The organism is Acidicapsa acidisoli, assembly GCF_025685625.1.
Taxonomy (GTDB): Bacteria; Acidobacteriota; Terriglobia; order Terriglobales; family Acidobacteriaceae; genus Acidicapsa; species Acidicapsa acidisoli.
In genome coordinates this window covers 1878033-1904318 of the sequence record NZ_JAGSYI010000001.1, presented here as the reverse complement: position 1 = coordinate 1904318, position 26286 = coordinate 1878033, and the positions used below count along the sequence as shown (strand labels likewise).

Sequence of the window (26286 nt, the reverse complement as noted above, 5' to 3'; positions counted from 1 at the left end):
CGGTGATCTGGCGCGAAACCACGCGACCTGAGACCGCCTGCAAGGGTTCGTCGAGCGGCGACGTGGGAATTCAGCCTCCGCTGTCAAAGGGCCTGCACCGAATGCGGCTGGTGCAGACCCTTGATAAATCGAGCCACTGCGCCGGGTGCCTGCTCTTCGCCATGATCGAGAGTTGTCCTCTCGATCAACTCAACAATTGCGCTGCCGATGACCGCCGCATCCGCGAATTTGGCCACTTCCGCCACTTGATCCGCGTTGGAGATGCCGAACCCGACGGCTACCGGCAGCTTGCTCCAGCGTCGGATGCGTTCGACGAGCGCGGCTGCGTCAGCAGCCAGAGTCTTCTGCTTACCGGTTATGCCGGTGCGTGAGATGGCGTAGATAAATCCCTTGCTGTGCGCGGCAATCGCCTGTAGGCGTTCGTCGGGACTGGTGGGCGCGGCGAGAAAGATCGGGGCAAGATTCACCCGCTCCATCTCGGCGATATACTCCGCTGCCTCTTCCACGATCATGTCTGTCAGAAGAACGCCGTCCACGCCCGCCTGGGCCGCTGCATCGGCGAATTTCGCGAGACCGAAACGCAGGATGGGATTGAGATAGGAAAAGATGACCAGGCCGGCTTTGGGACGGGCGGCGCGGAGTTCGGCTGCCAGTCCGAGAACGTCTTTGAGACGGGTGCCGCGGGCGAGAGCGCGTTCGCTGGCGCGCTGAATGACTGGGCCGTCGGCCAGCGGATCGCTGAACGGGACGCCAAGCTCGATGACGTCGGCTCCGGCGTCAATGGCGGCAAGCGCAATCTCGCGGGTCAGGCTGAGATCTGCGCCGCCAGCGCTGCCTGGGCGATGGTTTGAGAGGCCGGCGTCCCCTGCGGTGAGGTACACGACAAGGCCGGGATGTTGTTGAAATTGGATGGCCATCGGACTGGTCTGAACTCTACGGATCCTGTTTGATCTGGGCTTTCTTATATGCCCTGCGCTCCCTGGATATTCAACTCACGGGCGAGAATTCCCATGTCCTTATCGCCACGTCCAGAGAGATTGACTACCAGTATGTCATGCGACGCCATGCCTGGCGCAATCCTCATGCATTCGGCGATTGCGTGGGCGCTTTCGAGTGCGGGAAGAATGCCTTCGGTCCGGGCCAGCTTCACCACAGCTTCGAGCACATGGGCGTCGTCCGCGGAGACGTATTCGGCTCGCCCGCAATCATGGAGACAGGCGTGTTCCGGACCTACGGTAGCGTAATCCAGACCGGCAGAGACCGAGTGGGTCAACGATACCTGGCCGTTTTCATCCTGCAGAACGTAAGAATAGGTTCCCTGCAACACACCTGGAACTCCGCCTTCGAAGCGCGCTGCATGGTCGCCCAGAGCTTTGCCGCGACCGCCTGCTTCCACGCCGATGAGGCGAACTTCCCGATCTAGCAGAAATTGATAGAAGGCTCCGATGGCATTCGATCCACCCCCGACGCATGCAATGATAGCGGTCGGCAGACGGCCTTCCTTTTCGAGAATCTGTTCCCGCGCCTCGATTCCAATCACACGATTGAAGTCGCGCACCATCGTCGGATAGGGATGCGGCCCGAGAGCACTGCCAAGGATGTAATAGGTGTCGCGAACGTTGGTGACCCAATCGCGAAGAGCCTCGTTGACTGCATCCTTCAGCGTTTTTGAGCCGGAGGAGACACCACGAACTTCCGCGCCCAGCAGCCTCATGCGGAGCACGTTCAGCTCTTGCCGGCGCATATCCTCTTCGCCCATGTAGACAATGCATTCCAGGCCCAGCAACGCGCAGACCGTGGCCGAAGCAACGCCATGCTGGCCCGCGCCGGTTTCGGCAATGATGCGGCGCTTGCCCATCCGCTTGGCGAGCAGGCCCTGGCCCAACGCGTTGTTGATCTTGTGCGCTCCTGTGTGGAGCAGGTCTTCGCGCTTGAGATAAATCTTCGCCCCGCCGAGGGATTCTGTGAGGCGCTTTGCAAAATAAAGGGGGGTCGGACGGCCAGCGAAGTCCTTGAGCAGACTGGCCAATTCGGCCTGGAATGCGGCATCTTCTTTGGCTTCCGCGTAGGCATGTTCCAGCTCTTCGAGCGCAGCCATCAGCGTTTCGGGAACGTAGCGCCCGCCGTAGGCTCCGAAACGGCCAGGCTTCATTGAACTCTCTGTCTCTGTTGGAACAGTTGCGGTCGCCACAGAAATCCTCCCCACACCCTCGGGCAATTACTCCCAACGATACCCCTTAGTGTACAAGCCTGGAGGAAATTTGGGACAACTCGCGCATCGAGTTTCGTCCGCCCAATAACTGTGACGGGATTACGGCATAGTACTTAGCTATTGTTGAGCCGATGCGGCGCGGGCGTTGGCCACGAAGCTTCTCACCTTTTGCTCGTCTTTATGCCCAGGCGACGACTCGACGCCGCTGGCCACATCCACTCCCCAAGGTTGCAGCGTAGTGATCGCCTCAGCGACATTGGCAGGAGTCAATCCTCCTGCTGCGATTAACTTCAACGCGCATGCGCCGTCGAATACCGTCGCGCGAGCCGTCTGCCAGTCGAAGGGAATGCCTGTCCCGCCGACTGCGTTCACGGTGCGGGAATCGATAAGCACAGCATCAATAAACCCGTTCGCACTGACCGCTTGCAACTCTGCACTGGCGTCCTTTCCAAAATGAACGACTTGCAGAATGCGTAGGCTTGGACCGAAACGCGCGCGGAGTTGAGCTGCAAGATCGCCCTCGTTGCTGGAATGCAGTTGCACACCGGTCAAACCCGCAAGCGCGACCGTCTCGGCGATGGTGGCGAAATCGGAATCGACAAAAACGCCTATCTTTTCTATCGCAGCGGGCAGGTGAGGTGTGATCGCGGCAACCTGTTCGCGCGTAACGCGCCGGGGACTGGAAGCAAAGACGAATCCCACGGCATCGGCTCCGACGTTCACAGCCATCTGCGCGTCAGCCACGGACGTATTCGCGCAGATTTTGACCCACAAACTCATTGCACCAGTCTCGATCCCGTCGAATTGACTGCAGGGATCTCCGTCCCGTTCAGAAGGGCATGAAGAGCAGCGGCCGGGTCTACCTGGCGCATAAGGCTCTCGCCGATCAGGAACGCGTCAAATCGGGCGGAGCGGAGAAGATTCAGGTCTGCGGAAGTAAAAATGCCGCTTTCCGCGACCCGAACCACGCTCGCCGGGATGCGCTCGACCAGTTCCAAAGACGTTTCAAGCCGAACTTCAAAGGTCCGAAGATCGCGATTGTTCACGCCGATTGCGTCGGGCGACTCGGCAAGCGACAGCACGCGTTCCAGCTCTTCAGCGGAATGCACCTCGCACAGAACATCCAACTCCAAAGCATGGGCGGCGCGGGTAAAGCGCAGCATCTCCCCGTCTGTTAGCGCCGCGGCAATCAGCAGAATTGCATCGCCCGAGTAAGCGCGGGCCTCAAGAATCTGGTACTCGTCGACGGTGAAATCCTTGCGGAGGCACGGAATCCGCACCGCAGCCGAAGCCAGTTCCAAGTTGCGCAGACTGCCCTGAAAATAAGGCTCATCGGTAAGCACTGAAAGCGCGACTGCCCCACCCACTGCGTAGCGCCTGGCGAGCCACTCCACGTCAAAATCCGAGCGGATCAGGCCCTTCGACGGCGAGGCTTTTTTGAGCTCGGCGATGATCGCCGGAGCGGTCGCGGCTCTGGCACGCAACGCACCGGCCCATCCGCGCGGGTGATGTTGTTCGGCCCGTTGTTCGAGTTCTTCCACCGAGACCAAAGCGCGGTTCGCGGCTACGGTTGCGCGAGTGGTTGCGAGAATCTTGTCTAAAACGGTGTCAGTGCGGGTCGACATGCTGACTTCAGTATAGAGTCAACCAGGGTCCGTGCTGAACTAAGCCCAGACGCAACAAAGCCCCGTTCGTAGCAAACTTTGATCAGATTTTTCCTGATCAAATCCGGATCGGGGCGTCTAACTCTTGCTGCTTTTTGGTGCCGAAGAGAGGACTTGAACCTCCACACCCTTGCGAGTACATGGACCTGAACCATGCGCGTCTGCCAATTCCGCCACTTCGGCACGGGCATTGCATCTGGCGGCTAAACCAGATTGGCAGCAAGTTCGAGTTTCGCAAAAGCAGGGCTGGGTGTCAAGGGACTGGAGGTCGGATTGGACCTCCAGGCGAGGCGCAAGAGGCGCTTCGGATGAGCGAGCCAAATCCTAGGCCGAGGCAACTGAATTCCTAAAAAATCTAGAAAAAACTCTTGACGAAACTTACTGTAAGAAATAACTTACGGTAAGTGAAAACTTACCAACAAATGCAACTCGATGCTCTCGGCGATGCGACCCGGCGGGCGATTGTTCAGCATCTGCTGCGCGGGCCAGTCTCCGTTGGCAAGCTAGCAGAGGAGTTTCCGGTGAGCCGGCCCGCGATTTCCCAACACTTAAGGGTGCTGAAACAGGCCAGCCTGGTTACGGACCAGGTCTTGGGAACCCGCCGCGTATACCAGCTCAATCCAGAGGGTTTCGAGACGTTGCGATCTTACTTCGACCAATTCTGGTCGATTGCCCTAACCGCATTCCAACAAAAAGTGGAGGAGCAATAAAGCGATGAGTACCACTCAGGAAACCCCGGTCTCAACCATGCCGGCGACTGCTGAATCGGCGCCGCCCGTGCGCAAGAATGTTCGTGTTCGCGCGAATGCAGCGCGGGCCTTCCGCGTCTTCACAGAGGGCCTCGATACCTGGTGGCCCAAGACTCACCACATCGGCAAGTCACCGATGACCAAAGCTGTCATGGAAGGTCGCGTCGGTGGGCGCTGTTACAGCGACCAGGAAGATGGAACCCAATGCGACTGGGGACAGATTCTGGTATGGGAGCCGCCAACACGCTTTGTCATGGCCTGGCAGGTTACGCCCGCCTGGCAATTCGAGCCGGATCTGGCAAAATGCAGTGAAGTCGAAGTGACATTCACACCCTCCGAAGACGGCACGACCTGGGTGGAACTGGAACATCGCCACTTCGAGCGCCATGGCGATGGTGGTGGCAACATGCGCAATCAGGTGGATCAGCCCGGCGGATGGAGCCAGCTCATGGAACTCTTCCGCACCGAGGCAGAGCGCGAGGACTGATCATTTTTGCCTGATCATTTTCGCCTGATATTTCCTTCGTTCACCGGTCGTTCGGCGGCACTGCCGGACGACCGGGCAAAACATTGCATGAGACGATGACGTTTCGGGAGGAACGCGAATGACAACCGTATACGCCAGCCGCGCGGCTGCGCCGATAGCCAGGATGTACCGCATCAACGAATTTTTCTTCGCGCAGGCGCTGGATGGGTTGACCGATACCGACCTTTGGCGCCGCCCGGCCGAAAACGGCAACCCGATGTTCTGGATTGCCGGTCACATGGTCGACACCCGCGCCCTGGTTCCGAAGGCGCTGGGAGAAGAGTTTGAGCTTCCCTGGCAAGACCAGTTCAAGAGATACAGCAAGATCAGTGACCCGTCCGGCTATCCAGACATCGCGCTGATCCGGTCAACCATGGCCAGGATAGGCGACCGAATCAGCGTTCTTCTCGCCGAGGTGGACGACGAACAGCTCTCCCAAGCCGCAACCGGAGTCGGCGTACCGAACGCGAAAACGCTGATGGACGAGATTTCGCAACTGGCCTGGCACGACAGCTACCACCTGGGACAGATGGGCTACCTGCGCAAAGCACTGGGATTCCAGGCGATGGTGGGGTAGCTTCTCCACCGAAACGCAACAATAAACTCTTGGCGCCACAGGAGTGCGGTGTCCAAGAGTTGAAAGAAATGGACGAAACGCACATGAAAATCATGGACCGCATCTTCAGTTGCCTCTTGTTTCTCGGCGGAGTCGGACACACTCTTGGCTCCTTTGTCGGCTACGGCTCCAAGCCGGAGCTGCTTCTCTGGTCGTTGAGCGCCTCGTTGTTCCTCTTCCTGCTCGGTGCATTGAATTTTGTCCGTGCGAGCCGTTCCGAGGACAGGGCGCTGGGTTGGATCACCCTCGTTTTCAACCCATGCCAGTTCGTGGCTGCAATTGCCTTTGGGCGCCTGATTCAAAACCTGTACGACCCGCGGGTGATCGGCTTCTGTGTCATCACTGCCGTTCTCACCGCGATGAGCGTCCGCAGCATCACCAGAGCTGTGTATTTAAAGGAGCGAACGGAGTATGCCTGACATTCTGCATCTCATCAAGATCCATGCGCCAATTGAGCGGGTCTACCAGGCGATCACCACAGCCGAAGGTATTCGCAACTGGTGGACACGCGAAGCCGACCTGGACGAAAGCATCGGCGGCAGAGGCGAGTTCCGATTCAGCGCTTACGGAACGAACCAGCACGCAACGCGGGTGAGCATTGAGGAGCTCATCTCGCCGACGCACGTGGAATGGAAGACAATCTCCAGCTTCCGTCCCGAATGGAGCGAAACCTCGATCAGCTTCGACCTGCGCCCGGAAGGAAGCACAACCGTCCTTCTGTTTGCGCATCGGGATTTCGCACAGGCCGATGAGATCTACGCCCTGACGACGACAGGCTGGGCTTACTATCTAGTGAGCCTGCAACAGTATCTGGAATCAGGACAGGGCGCACCCAGTCCTGACATCGATTTCGCCCGCATGATTCGATAAGGTCGCGACAATTCCATGCAGCGACCTGTGAAAGCACCTAAGGCAGCCACTTATCTACTGTGGCTGCCTTCAGGATGTCTCCGAACTGTAGCGAACTGGAGTGTGTCGTTAGGTGAGCTTAGCGTTCAGCACGATCTCGGTGTTGTTGGCGAAGAGCTTCGAAATCGGGCAGCCGGCCTTGGCGTTGGCAGCGGCTGTGTTAAAGGCTTCCTTGGTTGCGCCGGGAACGTCAGCAGTGGTGTCCAGCGTGATCTTGGTGATCGAGAAGCCATCGCCGACCTTCGCCAGGGTCACGGCCGCGTGGGTTTCAATCTTGGTCGGGGTGAATCCAGCGCCGCCGAGTTGCGCGCCCAGGGCCATTGAGAAGCAGCTTGCATGAGCCGCCGCAATCAGCTCTTCAGGGGTCGTGCCGCTGTCTGCGCCCTCGAACCGGGTCGCGAAGGAATAGTTTGCGTTCGACAGTACTCCGGTTGCCGTGCTGATGCTGCCTTTGCCTTCCTTGAGAGAACCCGTCCAAATTGCGCTTGCCTTGCTCGCCATACATGCTCCTTGCCCATTGCGGGCGGTAATGAGGATTTTCTATTCCCTGTCCGGCTACCGGAGAGAAAATTCCGGTAAGCCGTCCACTTGCTTTCTGCTGAAAATCTTTGGCCTCACCGTCGCACAGTTTCTACCGGCGCAAGCCCAACTCCATGCTAATCTCTCCGCATGCTTCCGAACCGTCCCGCAGCTTTCGATCCTGACTTTGCCGAAGAAAATTTACGTGGAAGTCTCACATCGGAAGAAACGCAGCCGCCGCAACTTCTCCATCATCAGCAGATCTGTCCCAATTGCAGCCAGTTGCTGAGCGGCCACCACTGTAAGCTGGTCTGCACACAATGCGGGTACTACCTCAGCTGCTCGGATTACTACTGAATCAGCCTATTTGAGCACCGTGATACTTGGCGAAAGTTCCGGCAGCTTCGCCCGAAACAAAACCTTGCGCGCAAGGCCAGTCAACGGCATAGCGTCCACGTCGTGAATCCGAGTCCATCTGCGGCGCTCGGATGGAATCACCAACTCTCCAGCCTCCTCCTCGGCGACGTTTCGGATGCGGACGCTGTAGTTCACTTCCATGATCGCGTGGCGCACAACCATATTTAGATCAGAGGCGGCAACCTCCGTCTCCCGCAGCGCAGGAAGCTCCCACATTCCCGGCATCACGGTCTGATCCTCCGGGCGCTGATCGAGCAACACCTCGCGATCTTCGCCCCGGCTTCGAATGACCAGCGCATACGCAGCGTCCTGGCTGCGCATTTTTGCCCGCTTGGGCGTTGGGTGTTCGCCGCGAGTCCGGCAATGGAGTTCGATTGGACAAGTCAGGCACTTCGGGCTCGTTGGCAGACAGACCGTCGCGCCGAGTTCCATCATGCTCTGGTTGAAGTCGCCGGGGCGTTTTAGATCGAGCAGCATATTCGCGAGCGTTTCGGTCGCGCGCGACAGCTTGGATTGCCCCTCGCGGGATTCGCTGCCCCACCCCGCGAGACGCTGCGCCACCCGCTCCACATTGCCGTCAACCACAGCCGTCATCTCGCCGTATGCGATGCTGGCGATAGCCGCCGAAGTGTATGCTCCGATTCCAGGCAGTTCGCGTAGGCCGGCGGCGGTGCGCGGCATTACGCCAAGATGATCGCGGGCGACTGCCTTCGCAGCCTTATGCAGCATGCGGGCGCGCCGATAGTAGCCCAGGCCGCTCCAAAGCGTCAGGACATCGTCTTCCGCAGCAAACGCAAGTGCTTCAACCGAAGGAAAATTGCGCAGGAAAACCTCGTAGCGATCAACGACCGCAGCGACCCTGGTCTGTTGGAGCATGATTTCGGACACCCAGATGGCGTAGGGATCCTGCGTCCTGCGCCAAGGCAAGTCCCTGCGATTCGAATCATACCAGGCGAGCAATCTGGATCGCAGATCTTCGATTGCATACCCGCTCAGATGAGCGGTGCCTCCCAATTCCGCCAAAATTCACCTCCGGCCATACTGCGATTTCTTCGCACTCTGCCGATATCCATTGTGACAGCAATTCTGAGGGCAATTTTGGGACGCGAAGCTGGCAATTCCTTTCGGAAATCTTCATCAGCAGTACACAGTTTGGGGAATTGAGGCAGAAAGTTTGCATGGTATGGTTACTTCAGAATCGTTTGGTAACCATTTGATCAAAAGTACACACTAAAACCGCACCATGGCTGTGCATCCCCCGGCGCACATCGGCGATACCGCGGTTTGTCGAATACCGGGGCAACATCCTCAACACTGGAGAAACCCCCTTGAAGAATGTAACCTTGCATCTCTCAGTCTTGGTCGCAATGCTGGCCCCATTTGCACCTCCGGTTGCTGGTTTTGCGCAGTCCTTCGCCAGTTCCAATGACATGCCAGCTGTCGCCGCATCGTATTCTGCGTCACCAGAGCCGGCGATTTTTGCGAGTGGCGGAGCAAGCTTCGGCGGATCCAGCTTGAACGTCGCTCCGGCCGTCAATTCTGGTGGTTTCCGGCCCTTGTCGCATGTTGCGGTCGGCGCGGGAATCTCCCCTCTGGGAATCGGTTTGGTAACGGCTGTGAATCTCAGCCAACATCTGGACCTGAGAGCCACGGGGAATTTCTTCAACTACTCCACAACCTTCAATACCAATGGATTCAACGTTGACGCAAAGCTCAACATGGCTTCGGCTGGGGCATCGGTCGACTATTATCCGTTCCACTGGGGCCTGCGTCTTAGCCCAGGGATCCTTTTCTACAACAAGAACGGCGCATCCGCGAATGCTCCCGTGGCCCCAGGAAGCAGCTTTACCCTCAACGATCAGACCTTCTACGCGGCAACGCCGAATGCGGCACTGGGGCGAACCGCTCTTACCGGAACCGGCACTGTAGGACTGAACGCTACCAAGCCGGCGTTCACGATGACCACTGGAATTGGAAACCTGATTCCCCGTTCCGGCAGGCACTGGTCGATTCCCTTCGAAATCGGTGCTGCATTTACCGGCTCGCCGACCGTCAATATGAGCCTGACGGGATGGGCATGCTACGACCAGGCGCAGACCGAATGCACCAATGTTGCCGACCCAACCAACCCGATTGCAGTCCTGATTCAAGGCGACCTGCAGTCGCAGGTTACCAAATGGAGAAACGATATTGAACCGTTGAAGGTCTACCCAATTGTCTCGACTGGAATAGTCTTCAACTTTGGCGTACGCCACTCGCTCTGAGCCTCGGCCTCACGACGGGCATTCCACTTCAAGGCCTTTCATCGGAAATCTAAAGCTTAAGCGGTTGAATCCAAACGCACAGAAGCCGCCCAAAAGGGCGGCTTCTGTATTGGTAGCTGACTGAGGTTAGTCGCCTGCGACAGGTTCTTCGGTGCGCGTAGCAACCGGCTTTGCCGGTGCGATTGCGTCAAGGCGAATCAGGCCCTCGATTGGCTTTTCACCGAGAACATGCTCGCGATAGAGCTTTGCCATGCGGGCGTTCTCTGCGTCGGCCTTGATCTTTTCGTCGCGGGCGCGAAGCTTCTCTTCGCGGGCGTTCTTCGCAATGCCCAGATCGTCCAGCGTGTGATTTGCTTCGGCGTTCACGTGCTCCTGGTTCAGAAGCAGTTTGTGGCCCTGGTGCGCCATGCCCACCTTCTTGCCGCCGGCGAAGATCTCATGACGCCCGTGCTCCTCGTACCACTTGGTGAGGGTCGCGGTCATGTGCATCTTCTCGATGATGTTGCGCCAGCCCACGCCAGTGTTGTACGCGCAGAAGCTGATCTCGCCTTCCTGCGTGGCGTAGGGAATGATGCACTGCTCGGTGCGGCGGAAGTCGTAGTTGAACAGATCCTGGAACCACATACCTGCGATGAACAGGAAGTTCCACCGATCGGCACGACGCTTCTGGATGTCCTGTGCGGTACGATCGCCCTTGACGCTGCCGTAGTCCTTGCCGGTCGCGCCGAAGGTCTTGTCCATCTTCTTCATCATGTCGCTGATTTTGAAGTGGGTCGGAGCCTTGAAGGGATCGTAGTTGCGCAGCAGCGCGAGGCTGATGCCGAGGATCGACAGGAACTTGCCGCGAGCCGCATCGTTAACCTTAGCCACATCGCGAGCCAGCCGGTCGGCATTGAGGAACGCGGTGACCGGGACAGCTTCTTTGGTTTCCTTGTCGATCATCAGCGCCATGCCGATGCCGCAGTTCGGGTGGCAACCGCAGGAAAGCTGACCCCACTCGTTGTTGGGTCCGTGGACGTTATCCGCCCAATCCGAGAAGGTGCTCATGAAGCTGATCGGGAACCAGTCGCGGGTTGGCTCGCCCAAGCCGGTCTGGTTCTTCACGTCATGCGCCAGATGGCTCAGCGTATAACGCTGCGCCTGTCGGCGGTCGTCGCTGATGTCTTCGTCGCGGCCTGTGAAGGAAACCGGCTGGAAGCTGAGGAAGCTGATGGTCTTCGGATTGTCGAGCGCGAACTCGACGATGCGGCCCACCTGCTCGTTGTTGATGCCGTTGATGATCGTCGTAACCGGGACGATATCCACGCCGGCTTCATGCAGATTGGCGATCGCCTGCAACTTGACGTCGAACAGGTTGCCGACCTTGCGGTGCGAGTTGGCAGCGTTGCCGATACCGTCAAACTGGAGATAGACGTAGCGCAGGCCAGCTTCCGCAGCGGCACGGCAGAGTTCCTTGCTCTTCGCGAACTCGATGCCATTCGAGGCAGCCTGAACGCTGTTGTAACCGACCTTGCGCGAGTAAGCTACCGCATCAAGGAAGTAAGGCGACAACGTCGGCTCTCCACCGGAGAACTGCACGCTCATCTGGCGACGCGGCTTGATGGTAATCGCGTTGTCCAGCATGGTCTTGATCTCGTCCCACGTCAGCTCATGCACAAAGCCGACCTGGTTCGCGTCCATGAAGCAGGGATCGCACATCATATTGCAACGGTTGGTCAGATCGATGGTCAGAACCGAGCCGCGGCCATGGGTAACGGTTGACGTCCCGTGGTTGTGCAGCTTCTCGTCATTGTGGGCGCGGATGTCGCGGCCCGGAAAGGTCTCTTCGAGGTGCCGGAAGAAAGCCGTGTCCATCGACATCAGATCTTCAAAATGGCCGTGCTTAGGGCAATCCTTGACCATCAGGATCTGGCCGTCACGCTCGACGATCTGCGCCTTGATCTCGCCAACCTTCTCATTCAGCAGGACTTCATGCGGAAGCTTGCCGTCAAGAATCTGCTGGCGAATCTCGGGAACGCACTTGGGACAGAGAGAATCCGTGCTGCGAGGCCATCCGAGAGGCGGCTTTTCCTTCTGCCAGCTCTTGAGCAGCGGCTTGTCGCTCCACTTAGGCGTAATGGACTCGTTGGGATTGATGCTGTTGAGGCGCTCGAATACCGCCCATGTGCCCTTGGCTGCGTAGACGACTGCTTTCTCGGCGTATTTGACCGCTTTCGACATCGGCGCTATCTCCTTGGTCTCAAATCTGTTGGATGACCTGATCCCTGTATTAGTTCTATCGAAATTCACGTAGGAATTCGTTGAATAGGCGGCATTCCGAATGCCGGTGGTAACCGGGTTACGGAATCTGATGAGCCATGTCTATGCTACTTCCCGGGCAGCCGCAACCCAATGAAACGACAGTGAATGGCAATTTCTCAGGGGTAAGCGGTCGAAGCGGTCGGCGAACGGGGTTCCGTTTCGCAGGGATTGCATCTTGATTTTCGGGTGTTCGCCGTCTGGATTCTCAGGACCCACCCGAGTCCTTGGTCGCTACCTCATCAATGACTCGCTGGATAATAACGACTTGCACGTGAACATGGCGCGCCACATCGGGCAGGAACTCGGTAATGAAATTGTCGATGGGCGCGGTAGCCAAGGCAATCGCGTAGCGTTCCGCGGTGGCACTCCCGTTCGTCTCGCGACCCGGAACATACAAATTACTGATCTCATCGTCGATCCCAAAGCCCACCAGATCGGCATAGTTCAACATGCCTTTGCCGTTGTCCCCCTGGGTCCACACAATCTGGTCGATGGCATGAAAGATGCGGCGACGGTAGCTGGCTTTTGGCATGCGATGGTAGTGCGGGTCTTGGTGCACGATGGACGGAATCAGGAATGTGTGGAAAAACTCTCCGGTCATATCCTGCGTAAAGCTAACTCCGACATTGCGCCCCCAACCCGGAAAACCCGGCCCGTATGGCGAATGCGAATCCGCGGCAACCGAGATACCTGCCTCCCCCAGCACGGTAAGCATATTGAATGGGTCGATCAGGTTTTTGGTCGCCAGCCACGCCTTCTCTTTCGGCGTAAGCGGCTTCACCTGCGGGCCATTTTCGAAGCGCATGTACCAGTTGATGATCGGCGTGGGACACGGCAGCTTTGTGCAGACAGTCGCGGCGAACTGGCTTGCCGGGTCAGTTGCTGCGGGTTTGGTCGTAGCCGTCTTGGGCGTGGCAGGCTTTGGCGCATCCGGAAGGCCGGACTGGCCGGACTGCTCTGTAGGTCCTGGCGGCGGAGGTGTCGCCGCAGGAGTTTGCGCCGGTGTGAGCGTTTGCTGCGTAGCCGGCGCCTGAACGGGAGCGGAGTCATCGCCCGGCGCTGGGGTAGCGGGAGCGGACTGCGCATAGATCGGACGCTGGCCCGCGCACACAAAGACGGTCAAGGCCGCCATCAGCGTAGCCTTGGGCAAGTGGAACAAACCACGATTTCGTCTTAGCCACACGCTGGGCTCGCCTTCCGCCGTCTCAGGTTCGACGCTTGAAGATACCAAAAAGTCGCCCGGTGTGGGACTTAAAGGATCTTTGGGAACGTGTTTCGCCGGGAATTCGTACATAAAGGAACAGTCGGAGTTGATGTTCACGGCACCCCGCGGTCAGAATTGGCCTTCTTGCGGTTGACTTGAGCCAAATCCGATAGTCAAACTGAAATCGAGGTTTTCTGGCTATGAATGCGTACGCCTCGCCCAATGATCAAAACGATCGATTCGGTCCACGATTGCAAGCGCTCTTCGACAGCATCGAGGTAGAAGCGCGTGAGGCCGTGGCATACATCGACCGGGTGATAGTTCCCGAGGTGCGCCGTGAAGCTGCCGGCGCCTCCAGAGTGCTCGCCGGGCATCTCGTGCGATTTGCTGACCGCCTTCACCCTCTTGACAATATGGATGACTCCGACGGGAAGCGAGGGCTGTGATTCTGGCTGCCGCACAGCTCAAGCCGAATCTGCATTGCAGCCAGAAGCGCGGATTCTTCCACCTCGCCGCAACCGCTATCACGATCCTCGGCTTGGCAGGCTGCAGCCACAAGCACTCCTATCCTGTGGCACAAGTGCCCGCGCCGCCGCCACTCGACTCCACCAGTCAGCCTGTTTCCAGGCCCGTCGCTCGCACGCCGACCCCGGCTCCCGCACCGCAAGTTACAGTGCCCCAGGCCGGTGACGAGACTGCGGACGATGCAGCCTATGTTGCCAGCCACTCGCCCATCTATACCGAAGAGGGAGTGGCGAGCTGGTATGGACCGCCCTACCACAATCGCCAGGGAGCCAACGGGAAGATCTTCAACCAGAACGCGATGACCGCCGCGCATCGCACGCTGCCGATGGGTTCGCTTATCGTCGTAACCAACGAGAGAACCGGCCAGTCCGCAACGATGCGCGTCACCGACCGGGGACCATTTGTGCAAGGACGGCTCCTCGATCTATCGATGGCGTCCGCCAAAGCCACCGGTGTCTATCGGGCCGGTCTCGCTACGGTGAGAATCGATGTCTATCAGACCCCGCATCCCATTGAGGAGGGCGGACGCTGGTGCGTGCAGATTGGAGCTTTCGAGCATGAACATAACGCTGAAAAGCTGCGCGCGCAGTTGGAGCGCAAGTACGACTCGGCACAGGTAATCGACTTCGAAGGCCCGACAGGCTACTGGGTGCGCATCCGTCCCCAGGGAGACAACAAGGAGCAGGCGGAGTCGATTGTCCGGCTGCTAAGGCCAGCCGAGGGCGACGCGTACCTCGTCCGATTGGACTAAGTTTGATTTCGGTGCCTTATAACTGTTGCAACTTTTGGGCAATTGTGGACAATGGATTGACGATCGACTATCAATATAGGGCTATATAAAAGGCAAATTTAGCCGATGAATGACAATGACGTTGTCTTCGGAATAAGGATCGTTGAGGCGATCCAGAGTATATTCCGCTATGCAGCTGTATGTATCGTAGCGTATTTTGTGTATCGCATCGCGAGTGAGCTTGCGGGACGAGATACTGCTGCAAAATTTGCCGTCTTTCTGGCCGCCGATTTGAAAGCTCACACGGCATTTTCTCATGTAGTTTCGGGGATTTTCGGGCTGGGGTGTGCATGCGGGTGGTGGAGGGAACGCCGCCTGAGAAGGAAGAATATCCAACGATTCGCTCCGTATGTTCACGATCGTGAAAAAGCAATCGATCCAAATCGCTCGTCGAGTGGTCTAACAAGTCGAGGAACAACCAGACCGGAGGATCTCGCATGACCGATCAGCTTCTTTTCAATTGGCTAGTAGACCTCGCAGGACTCGCGATGATCTTCACCGTTTGGCAAGTTTTCTGGAAGCCACAAAGGATAGACATCCTTCGAGAAAGCCTCTTTGAGTTACGTGATGAGCTCTTCGACCTTGCAGCATCAGGCAAAGTTTCCTTCGAAGATCCTGCCTACAAGCAACTCCGACTTCTCATCAATGGCACTATCAGATTTGCACACATGGCAACGCTACCAGTTTTGCTCACGACGAGCTTGATGCTCCGAAATTCAAATCCGAGATCTTATCAGGATTGGCTGCGTTCGTTGGAGTCCGTCCCCGCCGAGGTCAGGAAGGATTTGAAGAACATTCATTCTCGAGTCTTCACTGCATATTTTCGTCACCTAGTCGGCGGCTCGTTCATTCTAGTTGGACTCGGGCTTTCTATTGGCGTTGCAATCCTTGCGAAGTCAGCGTTCAGCTTTTTGACAGGAAAACGGAGGGGGCCTTTGATGATTGGGACTCTCTCCCGTTTAATGGATAAGGCGACACGAAAGGCCGCGTCAGTCGCTAAGGCCAGCCCGGAAAGACTCGAAGGGGTGTTGGTTGACGAAGGTATGCGGGGTAACCCCCATGTTTTTGCCTGATTCTCAGACTGTCAGTTCACGTAGGTCTGTCCGGAAGTGGGCGTACCCTTTATCCGCATCCATAATGTCAGCCGTGGAGGACGCTTATCTCGAAAGAGGAACCCTCCTGTGAGCGAAGAGTCAGCGGGCCCAGCCCGGATCAGTACAAAAATCTCGGCCATGCTTTCGGTGCGAAATGGCGCTGGAGCCATCGACTTCTATGTCGCCGGATTCGGCGCGGAAGTGCTGTTTCGCCTCGACGACGGCGCTGTGGTAGCGCAACTTGCCGTGGCCGGAGCCGAGTTTTGGCTGGCCGACGAGTCTCCTGAAAACTTAAACTTCAGCCCGGAATCCCTCGGTGGCTCTACCGTGCGCATGGTCCTGGTTGTAGACAATCCCGACGCTCTTTTCGAGCGGGCCCTTACTGCGGGAGCCAAAGCCGTCTGGCCCGTCGAAAACCAGCCCTACCATTGGCGCCTGGGACGGCTTGTCGATCCCTTCGGACATCATTGGGAGATCGGCAAGCCAATCTGAGCCCCCGATCAGCCGGTGTATTCTTCCGGTGCAGTTTCCGCGATAGCCCACTTTGCCACCGATTGCTGCGCGAGAAGATGGCCAGCGGCGACGGCGGCGACGCACAGAACCACGGAGATAACCACGTTGGCTAAAGCCCGTCCCCAGGCGCCAGTGCGCATCAGGTCAAAGGTCTGAAGGCTGAACGACGAGAAGGTCGTAAATCCGCCGCAGATGCCCACCATCACAAAAAGCCGTAGATTATCGGAGGCGGGATACTTGCCGCTCTGCAGCGTCAACGTTCCAAAATATCCGATCACAAACGAGCCAAGTATGTTGATGAAGATCGTACCGAAGGGAAATCCAGCGCTGATGGTGAGCGTCCAGCGCGTGATTGCGTAGCGCAAGAGTCCGCCGAGCGCACTGCCGATGGTCACCCAAAGATAGGACATGATCTGCCTCTCCAGTGTTCAAGACTTGAATTGGCAGAAGTCATCAGCCGCATAAACAGGGGTCCATGCGGCGGTTTCGGGAGACCTCATTCCCATTGCAACTATCGTACAACATGCCGGGTTTTGCCCTGGCGACTAGTCAGCGGGCGATCAGCAACGAACACTTGGTATCCCGTAATAGCGTCTCCGAGGTCGAGCCCTCAAACCATCTGCGCATACCGGAAATGTTACGGCGCCCGACCACAATCAGGTCCGCCTGGTCCATTTCGGCGCGCCTGCGAATCTGTTGCGCCGGATTTCCCTCGACGATCTCAACCATCATCTCGACACCGAGCGATTTCCCCAACCGCAGGAACTTCTCAAACCGCTCTTCCATCGTGCGCCGGCAAACTGACGGATCTTCAATCGGCAATCCCTCGCCCTCGGCCTGGATATTAGGAGGTTCGACCACTCCAAGCAGGATCACCTCAGCTTTGAACTTCGCGCCCAGGCTCACCGCCACGCTCGCAGCACGCTCACCATCAGGCGAGCAATCATCCGCAACCAGAATCCTATGGAAGACGCCGGTAGACATCATTGCGCTTCTTTCCGACGCACGGAATCTCAAGCCGAGCGTGCGTCGTCGCACCCATCCTATACCTGTTCCACCGCCGTCGGCATCCACGCGCAAAACATCTGTTCCATTCTCGAACTCGCCCAGAGTCCGCCGAAATGATCTAGAATTCTCGCCATCCCCCACATCCATCTCTCGATTCCCTGGAATGGAGGAGCAAATGATCGACTCATCCTCAAGCGTCCGACAGAATTACTGGGCGATTATCGTCGCAGCAATCGCCTGCTTCCTGTTTGAAGCCGGCTGGTACACAATCTTCATGCAACAGTGGCTCGAAGGCATCGGCCGTACCCGTCAATGGCTGGAAAGCGCCGCAGGCTACAATCCAGCGTTCCAATACGGTACGGCTCTTGTCGCCGCCGCAATGATCGCAGCGGTAATCTCGCGGATCACCCAATCCACCGGGCCACAAACAGCCCTGCGTGGCATCAAAGTCGCGGCAATGCTTTGGGTTGGCTTTGTGCTGACAACCTGGGCCACCGAATACGTCTTCGAAGTGCGCACACTCAAGCTGCTGGGCATCAACGCGGGCTTCTGGCTTCTAGGCATGATGCTCATGGGCGCGATCGTCGGCGCGTGGAAGAAGAAGGTCAAAGCTTAATACGGCGACGGCTTAATCCGGAGGCGGATAGAACGGCAGTTTGTCATTCTTCTCGTTTGCCCGGCGGACGGTCACATCGTCAAAGAGCAGCGCTGGCGCCAGAATCGTCTGCGGAACAGCGCCGTCGTAATTGGCGATGTAAGGCTCCTTACCGGCGGCAATCACGCCTGAGCGGAGGGCGCGCTGATCCAGATCATCCAGCGTCGCTCCGCGCACCAGCTCCCGTTTACCGTCCGCGCTCACGCGATAAATCAGCCGCGGAGTCAGATCTGGCCCGAGAGTTTCGACATAATAGACACTCGTGAGCCCGCGATCCTTGCCCAACGCCAGAAGTTTCTGGTTCAGTTCGGCCTCGGAAAAGCCCTCATGCGCGCTCACGTTGAGCACGCTGATCTCGGGCCGGGGCGGACCAGTCACTGCAGCCCGTCCATGACCATTCGATTTTGGAAAGTCCCGCACCGGTTCGCGGCCAATCAGATAGTTCTCGAGCCTTCCATCGGCAATCAGCTTGACTGTCTGCGCGGGCACACCTTCGTCGTCGATCTTGTACGCTCCAACCAATTGCTTGCCCTTGAAGCTCCTGAGGCTGGGATCATCGACGACATCGAGAAACTCTGGCAACACGCGCGTATGAAAGCTGGATGCAAAAGCACCCTTGGTGCGCGCCTCTGTGCCCAGATCCGGACGAACGGCCGTGACAGCCGAGGCCACGAGATCGTGAATCGCGTCGGACGCGGCATCTGCGGAGAACAATACCGGCCCGTGATACTCCTCCTCCACCAGCGGAGCTTTGCGCAGATCAGTGAGCGACGCGATCAGGCTGACGGCGTGCCGGTCAAAGACTTCGGGTGAATCGAGATCGGCCACCGATAGGCCATTCGTGCCGTAGGAGCGGTCAAGATGCATACCGTCCGCAGCCTGCGTGCCGACCGCAAAGGACTCCTCGTACGACGTCGTCCCCTTGCGAACAATCGCGCCCTCGCTGCTCACGAGATAGGTATTCACGGAGCGGGCATGAAAGACGGCGGTCGTGTATTGCACTTCGCGTTCCCCACTCTTGAGGGCAGCGTCCGTTCGATAAAGACCGCTCGCCCTTGAAACTCTCCGACCCCACTCCGGCGCATCGATCTGCAGATGCACCGTGTCTTCCAGCGAGATCACCGGCGTCTCCTGTGAGAAGTCATCCTGCTGAGGCGGAGTCTCCACCTGCTTCAACTGCGCCTGCTTATGCGCATAGGCGGAAAGTGCAGCCTTATACGCCGTGTCCGTGGCCTGCCAAAGCCCGGCGCGTAGCGCCAGTGGATCGTCATCCAGTGCGGCCAACTCAACCGAACCGTCTCCGCGCGAGGTAGAGCTGTCGATCTTGTAGTCGCCGACGCGGACGGTGACTCGCGCCAGGCGCTGATGCCGATGCTCGTCGCCGACGCTTGCGCCAAAATCGGCCTTTGTCTGGTAATCCTCGATATCCTCGATCCGGTACTGAATGAAGAACGGTTTCTGAAAGCCGGGTAGCTGAAGCTGATCCTTGTTGCGATCCAGTTCGGCAAGCATAGCCTTCAGGACCGGATCTTTCTCCGCATCCGCGCGGGTTTGTAGGCCAAGCGCAGGGAAAGTCAACGCCCCCACAGCCAGGAACAGACCGGCAAGAGAAACGACGTGGCGACTTCCGATCATCAGTTCCCCCTCCTCGCGGTCAGATTTTGAGCAGTGCCGGGAGTGGCGCTCGGATTAGGAAGAATCGGCACCCGTTCCGTTCCCTGCGGCTGGCGCTGTGTTTCCATCTCGGTCAGCAGCATCGCCGGAGCCACGGCAGAAACCGGAATCGACCCCGACTCCGCGCCGCACTCGCCATTGAAGACTTCACTCTTGTCGCCCGTCGCAAGAATTCGCTTCATCGCTGCCAGCGGCGTGCCGACGATGCTGACCCCGCGCACCAGTTCATCCGGCCGCCCGTCTACATAAACTCGATACACAACAAGCGGAATTACCTGGAAAGCCTGCGGAGAATTGCGTGTCGTCACCGCGAATCCCGAAGAAATGTCCTCGAAATAAAGCCCGTAAGGCTTGCCCTGCTTCTTCGCTTCCTCGATCAGCATCTTTCGCAGCTCCGTCTCCGGCACGGCTTTCGTCGAAGAAACGATCAAGTTGCCCTGACGTCCATTCGGGACCCTCCCGGTCTGTGCGCGCCCATGCCCATTCGAGTTGCTGAAGCTGGCAATCGGCAACCGCGACATCAGAAACGTCTTCAACACTCCGGCCTGAATCAGATCGACGCGCTGAGCCTTCTGACCTTCGTCGTCGTACAGATAACTGCCGCTGAGCCAGGTGTCACCAAAGCGCGTGCGCGTCGGGTCGTCGGCCACCGAAAGAAAACTCGGCAAAACCGGCTTGTTCACTTCCTTGGTAAAGGTCTGGCCCTCTTCATCACCCCGCTGCCGCTGCCCTTCCAGGCGATGGCCCAACACTTCATGAAAGAAGACCGCAGCGGCACGGCCGGAGAGAATCGCCGGACCATTGAAAGGTTCCGTCACTGGAGCCTTGCGCAACTCTTCCAGGCTCTTGCCGAGGTCACGCATCGCTGCTTCGAGTTCAGCTTGCTTGGGCAACCCGTCCACTGTCTCCGCCTCGAAGGTCTGCGCGCGGAAGAGATCCATGCCATCGTCGGCGCGGCTGACCGCAAAGACGACCAGGCGAGCCATCTGGTGAGGGTTGGCAAGCCGCGTACCCTCCGAAGAAGCGTAATAATCCGTCTCGCTCTGCGCGGTCAGCATCACAATGTTCTGATATACATCGGGGTACTCGCGGAATATCTTCGATAGCGCCCGAACCCGGCTCTCCCACGCTGCCTTATCCACCACTGGAGCCGGAGCCGGCTTGCCGAGGTAAACCTGCGGCGCCTCGGTGGAGAAATCTCCCGAGTTATCCTCTTCCTTGGCGCGCACCTCGGCTTCCGTCTTGACGCGAAGATAGTTGTCCAGCGCCGTTCCGTAGCCGTTATTAGTGGCCAGCCACAACGTGCGCGACAAAGCCTCGCGATCCTCCGAGATAGGCAACTGGAGAGTGTTGACCGCAGAGCCGCGATGCGCCCCGTGCGTGTTGTCTAACTTGGGATCACCAACGCGCACCTGCACATCGACCACACGCTGACGGCTGTCATCTGAGTTAACCAGCGCCCCGTATTGCGCCCGGATCGTGATGCCTGTAGCGTCGGACACGGAATAGCTGAGAAAGTACGGAGGAATCTGTTTGTCGCCTTGCTTGCCGAGCGAGCCCATGGCGCGATTTAGTTCCGAGCTCATGGTATCCAGCAGCGGCGGAAGCGAGGCCTGCTGAGCTGGCAAACTCGGCCCTAACACAGATGCAAAAAGCAACAGCAGACAGGCACCGGCGATTCGTCGGAATCCGATGCCGCCGGGGAGGAACCGTTGAGGAACTGCCAGCAAAGTTGGTCTCATGAGTATGGAGGAGAATGGGAAAGCGAAAACCGTTTCTGACGGTTATTGTCTCAGATAGTAGAGACGTTTGGATCGAGACCATGACATACAACGGAAATCACTTTTGGCGGAGGATCAGAAATCTGGGGTCTTTCGTGGCGCTCGGACTGGCATTGGCCCTTGGATTGGCAATTGGAGCTTGTGCGCAGCAGCCCTCTGCCGCAGAACTCCCGGCGGGGCCGAATCCTTCCCAGATTCAGCCATACCACCTGCCCCCCGCGAAACTGGCGCAGGCAATCGCTCTCGGTCGCATCCGGCCGCTGATCCATTTCGGTGCGGAACTCTGGAACGTTGGCGCTTTGTGGCTCCTGCTGGCAACCGGAAGCGCAACGCGTCTCGTCCAGTGGCTTGCGGCAAAGACACGCTTGAGATGGCTGGAGTCTGCCCTCTTTTCCGGGCTGCTCGCGGCGTTTGTCTTCCTCGCCGTCGATCTCCCGGTCGGCGCGATCGGCCATTTCTTCTCGCTGCGCTATGGAATCAGCGTGGAAACATGGCCATTGTGGCTGTTGGATCAATCCAAGACGCTCGGGCTGACGTTGTTGGTCGAGATCCCATTGCTGATGCTGGCCTTTTACCTGATGCAATGGAACTGGTCGCGACGGCGCTATTGGTTCTGGTTCGCGGCCGCTATAGTGCCGCTGCTGCTGTTGTTCACCTTTCTGTTGCCTCCGTTGATTGAGCCAATCTTCTTCGATTTCGAGCCGCTCTCCCAGTCGCACGCTGCCCTCGCGCAGCAGCTTGAACGAGTCGTCGCCCGCACAGGGACCAGCATTCCCCCGGAACGCATGTTCTTGATGAAGGCCAGCGAGAAGAGCAACGGCCTCAATGCGTATGTAAGCGGCCTCGGCGCTTCCCGACGCATTGTGGTTTGGGATACGACCGCCGATCGCATGCCGACCGATCAGATCCTTTTCACATTCGCCCACGAGACGGGCCATTATGTTCTCCATCACATCGCAAAAGGCCTGACTCTTGCCGCATTCGGCACATTCGCACTGCTATGGGCCGTTTCTCGACTCGCAGAGTGGCTGACTCGCCGATTCGGCAAAGGCTGGCGCGTCGAAACGGTCGCAGCTCTGCCGGGCCTAACCGTGCTTCTACTCGCCTTTGCCCTGCTGCAGATCGCAACTGAACCGGTCGAGAGCGCCACCAGCCGGCACTTCGAGCACGAGGCGGATGTCTTCGGGCAGGAAGCCATCCACGGCCTCGTTCCCGACCCGCAAAAAACCACGGTTGCCGCATTCGACAGTCTCGGGGAAGCTTACCTCGACGATCCCAACCCCAACCCCTTCGTCGAGTTCTGGAGTTATGACCACCCCTCTACGCAAAGCCGCGCCATATTTGCGGCCCACTACAATCCGTGGGTCGCCGGTCAGAAGCCGCGATTCTTCAGCAAGTAGGGTTACACTGGACGAGTTATGTCCTGCCTCTTCTGCAAAATCATCGACGGCAGCATCCCGTCGAATCGCATCTACGAGGACGAGGAGTGTATCGCATTCGCCGACATTCATCCTCAGGCTCCGGCGCATTTGCTCGTCGTCCCCCGCAGACACATCGGCTCCCTCGCAGAGGTGGCCGGCGAAGATACTCCTCTGCTCGGCCACTTGCTGGCGAAATCAGCCGAAATCGCCCGCCAACGCGGCCTGACGAAGGGCTATCGCACCGTAATCAATACCGGCGCGGACGGCGGCCAAACCGTCGATCATTTGCATTTGCATCTGCTCGGCGGACGACACATGGTCTGGCCTCCCGGATAGTCGTTTACTACACCAATAGCAAAGGGCGCTCCCCATCGGAAGCGCCCTTTGCTTTGTCCTTCAAACACTGCACCTATACCGGCTGCGGCTATACAGGCTGTGGATAGTTGTCTTCTTCCTCTTCCATGCCATACCTGCGCAGCAGGTTAGGCAGGCTCTGCGAAAACGCAGAACGCGGCATAACCGTGTCGCATCCAGCCTCAGTGGCCTTCATCTTCAGATCGCCCTGCAGATGCGAGAGAAATCCTATAATCGACACCGACTTCTTCAACTTGGCGCGGAGCTTCGGAATAATCGTCAACGGCTTGGCTGCGGCATTATTCAGGTCAAAAACCAATAGCGCGGCGCGTTCGGCTTCGGGAGCATCCGTGATGCGCGCAAGCACTTCCTTGTCGCCCTTCACAAACTCCACTTTGACGCCCAGCTTACGGCTCGCTTCCTGAATCTTAGCCAGGAAGAAGAGATCTTCAATGAAGAAGAAAATCCTGGTCGGGGCGTCCACAGCGATGGCAGGAGCGACAGCTCCACGCGGAGACGGCGTGTCGTTGTAATACGCGCCATGGCCGTTGCCCTGAAAGGGAATCGTACTCGGCGGACCATCGGCAATATTGCCATTGGCTACGCGGTAGCTGTGGTCCATCGGTCCAACAAACTGCCGCGGTCCCTTTTGTTGTTTCCGCTTCTTGCCGCCACCGGAGCCATTGGAGCCATTGACACTATTTCCCGGGGAAGCCTGGAAACTGGGCTGCTTGTCTCTCGCCTTCTTTTTCTTGCGGCCTTGTCCACCCTGCTGCGATCCGCCTGATCCATTGGACCCATTTGATCGCTGATGGCCCTGAGCAGGCTGCGCAGACTGCTGCGCAACTGGTGCAGGTGGTGCAGGTGGTGCTGTCTGCGGTTGGCCAGTAGCACTAAAGCCATTTTGGTTCTGTGCGGCCAGGCTGGACTTTGTCTTGCGGCGGCGTCGGCGGCGCCGATGCCCCTGCGACTGCCCAGGCACAGGAGCCTGAGCTTGCCCCGCCTCTGAAGGCGGCTGCGTTGATTCTGTCGTCATGCTTGCACTTCCTGGTGCTTATCCACTAATTCGAATGCTCAATGCAGCATTGACCTGCTGAGGCGCTGCAAGCCTTAAATAAACGTCTGGCTGTCGCCGTCCAGTTTCCCGCCAGGCAATCTGCCATCCGGCCGTTAGCCAAAGGGCTCAACTGATAGACATCGATTGCTTGAAGCAGGACCAACCGGCATAACCAGCCGATGCAGGATTGCTCAAACCGAGTAGAAGACTGATTTGCCGGATGCCCGATTGTTGCCCCCGACGCTTCGAGATCTTGCTCGAAATCTTGTCTTGTCTTCCTTACGCAGGCAAGCGGACCTCGGAATCTATTCACGTGGTTCCACTGTAGCCGCCCGAATCTCACTATTTACTGAGTTCTCCCGGAAAAAACCGGCTTCCGCTGCAAGGCTCGCTTTGGATGTAACCTTCGCGACGAACAGCGTACTTTTTGTGTGTCGCAGCCTTTGAGCTCTATCCGGCGGTCAAATTACCCAACCCTGGGAGGCTCCTCTTCGCTGCGCGATAGGGGCATCTTCGATACTACAGATAAGCCGGGAAGCTGGCAACATTGCAAATGAAATAGATTTGAACTTTCCTTTTGAACAGCTCGCCCCAACTGCGCACGAGTATTTCAGCAATCACCCGCATTTTGCAAGTCACGAGTATCGCAACTTTCACAGAGGCCCCTGGCTCTTCCCGTAACCTATTTAGTTTCTGCAGATTTTGATCTAGCCCGCTTTTGTCCTGCGGGAACGGCAAAAGCGCCAACCACTATGGTTGGCGCTCTGTCCTCTCGCGTAGCTGCGATCTTGTCCGTCTTGGGCACTGGCCTCCCAAGATTTTGGAACCTTGAGGGGTGATTCTGTCGATCACCCTCAGGTTTCGATTGAGTGACTCCACTTGGGGAACGCTCTAGTTGGCGTCCTTCTCACGTTAGAGCCCTCGACTATCGCGGAACTGGTCTGAACCACAGCTGCCGCTCATCACTGGCGCTTATCTAATAGCAATCAGGAAGCCAATCCTTCGGTTGATTGTTTTCTATAACTTAAAGCCGCATAAAGAATCAAAATATCCTAAAAACAGAAGATATTTTGCAAGCTAATTCCTGATTTGGAAGGGTTTCGCTCAGAATGAGCCATTTCTTCCCTGGTTTCAGTGAGACAACCTAACGCTGGCAGACCGGACAGTAATGAGTTCCCCGCCCAGCCAGCAGAATTCTACGAATCGGCGTGGCGCAGACCAGACACGGCTCGCCTGTTCTCAGATACACCCGATGCTCTAACTGAAAGAAGCCACGGACGCCATCAGCATCCACATAGTCCGACACCGACGAGCCGCCCAACTCGATGGCATGGAGCAGCACCTCCCGCAATGCGGCGTGCAATCGGAATAATTCTGCCCGCTTGAGACGCCCCGCCATCCGTTTCGGTCGGATCCCGGCCCGGAAGAGGCTCTCATCGGCGTAGATGTTGCCCACCCCATGGAGCAGCGACTGATTCAACAGCGCTGCCTTAATCGCCAGACGGCGCCCGCGAAAAAGAACGGCAAAGGCTTCCGGGGAGATAGTGAGCGGCTCAGTGCCCGGACCCGTAAATGGTTTCTCTTCCCCCATTTCCCGAAATTCCAGACGGCCAAATCGACGCGGATCGACAAATCGCATCTCGCGCCCACTGGCCAGGGTCAAGCGGGCGTGCGTGTGCGGCTCGACCAGGCCCTCGGGCGTAGTGACAAGCAATCGGCCGGTCATACCCAGATGCACAATCCACTGCGCTGTCGGCCCTTCGCTTTCAGGCCCACCCAGTTCGCAGACGATATGCTTCCCCACCCGATGAACCTGGAGAATCACCTTATCTAGTAGACCGATCAACTGCCGGTCGGGCAGCGTTTTGAAAGGCTCGGAGTGGGAACCGAACCACACATCGACGATCCGGTCGCCTCGCAGCCGCTCGTCTACTCCACGAGCAATTGTCTCGACCTCGGGCAGTTCGGGCATTCCTCGATTTTAGAGGACGACTTCCAAATGACGCTCTGAGTCACATCCGGCGCTCCCGCGG

General features: G+C 57.9%; 27 protein-coding genes, 1 tRNA gene and 1 riboswitch. Of the genes, 13 read left to right on the top strand and 15 right to left on the bottom strand.

Going from position 1 to position 26286, the window contains the following annotated elements; genetic code table 11:
• Positions 1 to 83: 83 nt before the first annotated feature.
• The 5 genes from trpA to OHL23_RS07660 form a co-directional block, all read right to left on the bottom strand.
• Positions 84 to 917, bottom strand: a complete 834-nt coding sequence (gene trpA / locus OHL23_RS07680; RefSeq protein WP_263351202.1) for a tryptophan synthase subunit alpha — start codon at positions 915 to 917, stop codon at positions 84 to 86.
• 44 nt (positions 918 to 961) lie between these two features.
• Positions 962 to 2152, bottom strand: a complete 1191-nt coding sequence (gene trpB, locus OHL23_RS07675) for a tryptophan synthase subunit beta (protein ID WP_263351201.1) — start codon at positions 2150 to 2152, stop codon at positions 962 to 964.
• Between the two features lie 177 nt (positions 2153 to 2329).
• Positions 2330 to 2992: a phosphoribosylanthranilate isomerase gene (locus OHL23_RS07670; protein WP_263351200.1), complete on the bottom strand. Its 663-nt coding sequence runs from the start codon at positions 2990 to 2992 to the stop codon at positions 2330 to 2332.
• Positions 2989 to 3837, bottom strand: coding sequence for an indole-3-glycerol phosphate synthase TrpC (gene trpC, locus OHL23_RS07665; protein ID WP_263351199.1), 849 nt, complete (start codon positions 3835 to 3837; stop codon positions 2989 to 2991). Before trpC ends, OHL23_RS07670 begins: the two co-directional genes overlap by 4 nt.
• A gap of 135 nt (positions 3838 to 3972) precedes the next feature.
• A tRNA-Leu gene (locus tag OHL23_RS07660) sits at positions 3973 to 4059 on the bottom strand.
• Between the two features lie 221 nt (positions 4060 to 4280).
• On the opposite strand from OHL23_RS07660, the gene OHL23_RS07655 reads away from it, so the two are divergent.
• The 5 genes from OHL23_RS07655 (at position 4281) to OHL23_RS07635 (ending at position 6637) form a co-directional block, all read left to right on the top strand.
• Entirely contained in the window at positions 4281 to 4586 is a 306-nt protein-coding gene (locus tag OHL23_RS07655; RefSeq protein WP_263351198.1) for an ArsR/SmtB family transcription factor, read from the top strand.
• A gap of 4 nt (positions 4587 to 4590) precedes the next feature.
• Positions 4591 to 5112, top strand: a complete 522-nt coding sequence (locus tag OHL23_RS07650; protein WP_263351197.1) for an SRPBCC family protein — start codon at positions 4591 to 4593, stop codon at positions 5110 to 5112.
• A gap of 118 nt (positions 5113 to 5230) precedes the next feature.
• The gene (locus OHL23_RS07645; protein WP_263351196.1) at positions 5231 to 5728 is read left to right on the top strand and encodes a DinB family protein; all 498 of its coding nucleotides are present in this window, start codon (positions 5231 to 5233) and stop codon (positions 5726 to 5728) included.
• Between the two features lie 83 nt (positions 5729 to 5811).
• Positions 5812 to 6186, top strand: coding sequence for a hypothetical protein (locus tag OHL23_RS07640; RefSeq protein WP_263351195.1), 375 nt, complete (start codon positions 5812 to 5814; stop codon positions 6184 to 6186).
• Positions 6179 to 6637 (top strand): SRPBCC family protein, encoded by a 459-nt coding sequence (locus tag OHL23_RS07635; RefSeq protein ID WP_263351194.1) that lies wholly within the window; start codon positions 6179 to 6181, stop codon positions 6635 to 6637. The genes OHL23_RS07640 and OHL23_RS07635 overlap by 8 nt, the downstream gene beginning before the upstream one ends.
• 108 nt (positions 6638 to 6745) lie before the next feature.
• On the opposite strand, the gene OHL23_RS07630 is transcribed toward OHL23_RS07635, so the two are convergent.
• A complete protein-coding gene (locus tag OHL23_RS07630) occupies positions 6746 to 7177 on the bottom strand; it encodes an OsmC family protein (protein WP_263351193.1) in 432 nt (143 codons plus the stop codon).
• Positions 7178 to 7558: 381 nt separating this feature from the next.
• Positions 7559 to 8635 carry an A/G-specific adenine glycosylase gene (locus OHL23_RS07625; RefSeq protein ID WP_263351192.1) on the bottom strand — a complete coding sequence of 359 codons (1077 nt, stop codon included), beginning with the start codon at positions 8633 to 8635 and terminating at the stop codon, positions 7559 to 7561.
• Positions 8636 to 8940: 305 nt separating this feature from the next.
• Between OHL23_RS07625 and OHL23_RS07620 the strand changes: the two genes are divergently transcribed.
• A complete protein-coding gene (locus tag OHL23_RS07620; protein WP_263351191.1) occupies positions 8941 to 9876 on the top strand; it encodes a hypothetical protein in 936 nt (311 codons plus the stop codon).
• Positions 9877 to 10002: 126 nt separating this feature from the next.
• Here the strand turns inward: OHL23_RS07620 and OHL23_RS07615 are convergent, their stop codons facing one another.
• Both OHL23_RS07615 and OHL23_RS07610 read right to left on the bottom strand, forming a co-directional pair.
• A complete protein-coding gene (locus OHL23_RS07615; protein WP_263351190.1) occupies positions 10003 to 12096 on the bottom strand; it encodes a radical SAM protein in 2094 nt (697 codons plus the stop codon).
• A gap of 286 nt (positions 12097 to 12382) precedes the next feature.
• The gene (locus tag OHL23_RS07610) at positions 12383 to 13309 is read right to left on the bottom strand and encodes a hypothetical protein (RefSeq protein ID WP_263351189.1); all 927 of its coding nucleotides are present in this window, start codon (positions 13307 to 13309) and stop codon (positions 12383 to 12385) included.
• Between the two features lie 272 nt (positions 13310 to 13581).
• Here OHL23_RS07610 and OHL23_RS07605 point away from each other — a divergent pair, with 272 nt between their 5' ends.
• The 4 genes from OHL23_RS07605 (at position 13582) to OHL23_RS07590 (ending at position 16282) form a co-directional block, all read left to right on the top strand.
• Positions 13582 to 13827, top strand: a complete 246-nt coding sequence (locus OHL23_RS07605; RefSeq protein ID WP_263351188.1) for a hypothetical protein — start codon at positions 13582 to 13584, stop codon at positions 13825 to 13827.
• On the top strand, positions 13824 to 14657 hold the full coding sequence (locus OHL23_RS07600; protein ID WP_263351187.1) for a septal ring lytic transglycosylase RlpA family protein: 834 nt from the start codon (positions 13824 to 13826) through the stop codon (positions 14655 to 14657). The genes OHL23_RS07605 and OHL23_RS07600 overlap by 4 nt, the downstream gene beginning before the upstream one ends.
• 476 nt (positions 14658 to 15133) lie before the next feature.
• A complete protein-coding gene (locus OHL23_RS07595) occupies positions 15134 to 15769 on the top strand; it encodes a hypothetical protein (protein WP_263351186.1) in 636 nt (211 codons plus the stop codon).
• Between the two features lie 108 nt (positions 15770 to 15877).
• Positions 15878 to 16282 carry a VOC family protein gene (locus tag OHL23_RS07590; protein ID WP_263351185.1) on the top strand — a complete coding sequence of 135 codons (405 nt, stop codon included), beginning with the start codon at positions 15878 to 15880 and terminating at the stop codon, positions 16280 to 16282.
• Between the two features lie 8 nt (positions 16283 to 16290).
• Here OHL23_RS07590 and crcB read toward each other — a convergent pair whose 3' ends face one another.
• Positions 16291 to 16713 (bottom strand): fluoride efflux transporter CrcB, encoded by a 423-nt coding sequence (gene crcB / locus OHL23_RS07585; RefSeq protein ID WP_263351184.1) that lies wholly within the window; start codon positions 16711 to 16713, stop codon positions 16291 to 16293.
• 27 nt (positions 16714 to 16740) lie between these two features.
• Positions 16741 to 16816: riboswitch (Fluoride riboswitch) on the bottom strand.
• Positions 16817 to 16852: 36 nt separating this feature from the next.
• Complete coding sequence (locus tag OHL23_RS07580; RefSeq protein ID WP_263351183.1) at positions 16853 to 17458, bottom strand: universal stress protein; 606 nt, start codon at positions 17456 to 17458, stop codon at positions 16853 to 16855.
• Between the two features lie 28 nt (positions 17459 to 17486).
• On the opposite strand from OHL23_RS07580, the gene OHL23_RS07575 reads away from it, so the two are divergent.
• Positions 17487 to 17927 carry a DUF1761 domain-containing protein gene (locus OHL23_RS07575; protein WP_263351182.1) on the top strand — a complete coding sequence of 147 codons (441 nt, stop codon included), beginning with the start codon at positions 17487 to 17489 and terminating at the stop codon, positions 17925 to 17927.
• A 12-nt stretch (positions 17928 to 17939) separates the two neighbouring features.
• Here the strand turns inward: OHL23_RS07575 and OHL23_RS07570 are convergent, their stop codons facing one another.
• Both OHL23_RS07570 and OHL23_RS07565 read right to left on the bottom strand, forming a co-directional pair.
• Positions 17940 to 19601 (bottom strand): metallopeptidase TldD-related protein, encoded by a 1662-nt coding sequence (locus OHL23_RS07570; protein ID WP_263351181.1) that lies wholly within the window; start codon positions 19599 to 19601, stop codon positions 17940 to 17942.
• Positions 19601 to 21226 carry a metallopeptidase TldD-related protein gene (locus OHL23_RS07565; RefSeq protein WP_263351180.1) on the bottom strand — a complete coding sequence of 542 codons (1626 nt, stop codon included), beginning with the start codon at positions 21224 to 21226 and terminating at the stop codon, positions 19601 to 19603. The genes OHL23_RS07570 and OHL23_RS07565 overlap by 1 nt, the downstream gene beginning before the upstream one ends.
• A 170-nt stretch (positions 21227 to 21396) precedes the next feature.
• Between OHL23_RS07565 and OHL23_RS07560 the strand changes: the two genes are divergently transcribed.
• Both OHL23_RS07560 and OHL23_RS07555 read left to right on the top strand, forming a co-directional pair.
• On the top strand, positions 21397 to 22821 hold the full coding sequence (locus tag OHL23_RS07560) for a M48 family metalloprotease (protein ID WP_263351179.1): 1425 nt from the start codon (positions 21397 to 21399) through the stop codon (positions 22819 to 22821).
• An 18-nt stretch (positions 22822 to 22839) separates the two neighbouring features.
• A complete protein-coding gene (locus OHL23_RS07555; protein WP_263351178.1) occupies positions 22840 to 23178 on the top strand; it encodes a histidine triad nucleotide-binding protein in 339 nt (112 codons plus the stop codon).
• Positions 23179 to 23266: 88 nt separating this feature from the next.
• On the opposite strand, the gene OHL23_RS07550 is transcribed toward OHL23_RS07555, so the two are convergent.
• A complete protein-coding gene (locus OHL23_RS07550) occupies positions 23267 to 24232 on the bottom strand; it encodes a response regulator (protein WP_263351177.1) in 966 nt (321 codons plus the stop codon).
• Positions 24233 to 25397: 1165 nt separating this feature from the next.
• Positions 25398 to 26225, bottom strand: coding sequence for a bifunctional DNA-formamidopyrimidine glycosylase/DNA-(apurinic or apyrimidinic site) lyase (gene mutM / locus OHL23_RS07545; protein WP_263351176.1), 828 nt, complete (start codon positions 26223 to 26225; stop codon positions 25398 to 25400).
• Positions 26226 to 26286 lie beyond the last annotated feature (61 nt).

Excerpts from the sequence above, each read along its gene's own strand:
- trpA (WP_263351202.1), bottom strand. The coding sequence starts at position 917 with ATGGCCATCCAATTTCAACAACATCCCGGCCTTGTCGTGTACCTCACC.
- trpB (WP_263351201.1), bottom strand. The coding sequence starts at position 2,152 with ATGAAGCCTGGCCGTTTCGGAGCCTACGGCGGGCGCTACGTTCCCGAA.
- OHL23_RS07670 (WP_263351200.1), bottom strand. The coding sequence starts at position 2,992 with ATGAGTTTGTGGGTCAAAATCTGCGCGAATACGTCCGTGGCTGACGCG.
- trpC (WP_263351199.1), bottom strand. The coding sequence starts at position 3,837 with ATGTCGACCCGCACTGACACCGTTTTAGACAAGATTCTCGCAACCACT.
- OHL23_RS07650 (WP_263351197.1), top strand. The coding sequence starts at position 4,591 with ATGAGTACCACTCAGGAAACCCCGGTCTCAACCATGCCGGCGACTGCT.
- OHL23_RS07645 (WP_263351196.1), top strand. The coding sequence starts at position 5,231 with ATGACAACCGTATACGCCAGCCGCGCGGCTGCGCCGATAGCCAGGATG.
- OHL23_RS07640 (WP_263351195.1), top strand. The coding sequence starts at position 5,812 with ATGAAAATCATGGACCGCATCTTCAGTTGCCTCTTGTTTCTCGGCGGA.
- OHL23_RS07635 (WP_263351194.1), top strand. The coding sequence starts at position 6,179 with ATGCCTGACATTCTGCATCTCATCAAGATCCATGCGCCAATTGAGCGG.
- OHL23_RS07630 (WP_263351193.1), bottom strand. The coding sequence starts at position 7,177 with ATGGCGAGCAAGGCAAGCGCAATTTGGACGGGTTCTCTCAAGGAAGGC.
- OHL23_RS07615 (WP_263351190.1), bottom strand. The coding sequence starts at position 12,096 with ATGTCGAAAGCGGTCAAATACGCCGAGAAAGCAGTCGTCTACGCAGCC.
- OHL23_RS07610 (WP_263351189.1), bottom strand. The coding sequence starts at position 13,309 with ATGGCGGCCTTGACCGTCTTTGTGTGCGCGGGCCAGCGTCCGATCTAT.
- OHL23_RS07605 (WP_263351188.1), top strand. The coding sequence starts at position 13,582 with ATGAATGCGTACGCCTCGCCCAATGATCAAAACGATCGATTCGGTCCA.
- OHL23_RS07595 (WP_263351186.1), top strand. The coding sequence starts at position 15,134 with ATGACCGATCAGCTTCTTTTCAATTGGCTAGTAGACCTCGCAGGACTC.
- crcB (WP_263351184.1), bottom strand. The coding sequence starts at position 16,713 with ATGTCCTATCTTTGGGTGACCATCGGCAGTGCGCTCGGCGGACTCTTG.
- OHL23_RS07580 (WP_263351183.1), bottom strand. The coding sequence starts at position 17,458 with ATGGATGTGGGGGATGGCGAGAATTCTAGATCATTTCGGCGGACTCTG.
- OHL23_RS07575 (WP_263351182.1), top strand. The coding sequence starts at position 17,487 with ATGATCGACTCATCCTCAAGCGTCCGACAGAATTACTGGGCGATTATC.
- OHL23_RS07570 (WP_263351181.1), bottom strand. The coding sequence starts at position 19,601 with ATGATCGGAAGTCGCCACGTCGTTTCTCTTGCCGGTCTGTTCCTGGCT.
- OHL23_RS07565 (WP_263351180.1), bottom strand. The coding sequence starts at position 21,226 with ATGAGCTCGGAACTAAATCGCGCCATGGGCTCGCTCGGCAAGCAAGGC.
- OHL23_RS07560 (WP_263351179.1), top strand. The coding sequence starts at position 21,397 with ATGGGAAAGCGAAAACCGTTTCTGACGGTTATTGTCTCAGATAGTAGA.
- OHL23_RS07555 (WP_263351178.1), top strand. The coding sequence starts at position 22,840 with ATGTCCTGCCTCTTCTGCAAAATCATCGACGGCAGCATCCCGTCGAAT.
- OHL23_RS07550 (WP_263351177.1), bottom strand. The coding sequence starts at position 24,232 with ATGACGACAGAATCAACGCAGCCGCCTTCAGAGGCGGGGCAAGCTCAG.
- mutM (WP_263351176.1), bottom strand. The coding sequence starts at position 26,225 with ATGCCCGAACTGCCCGAGGTCGAGACAATTGCTCGTGGAGTAGACGAG.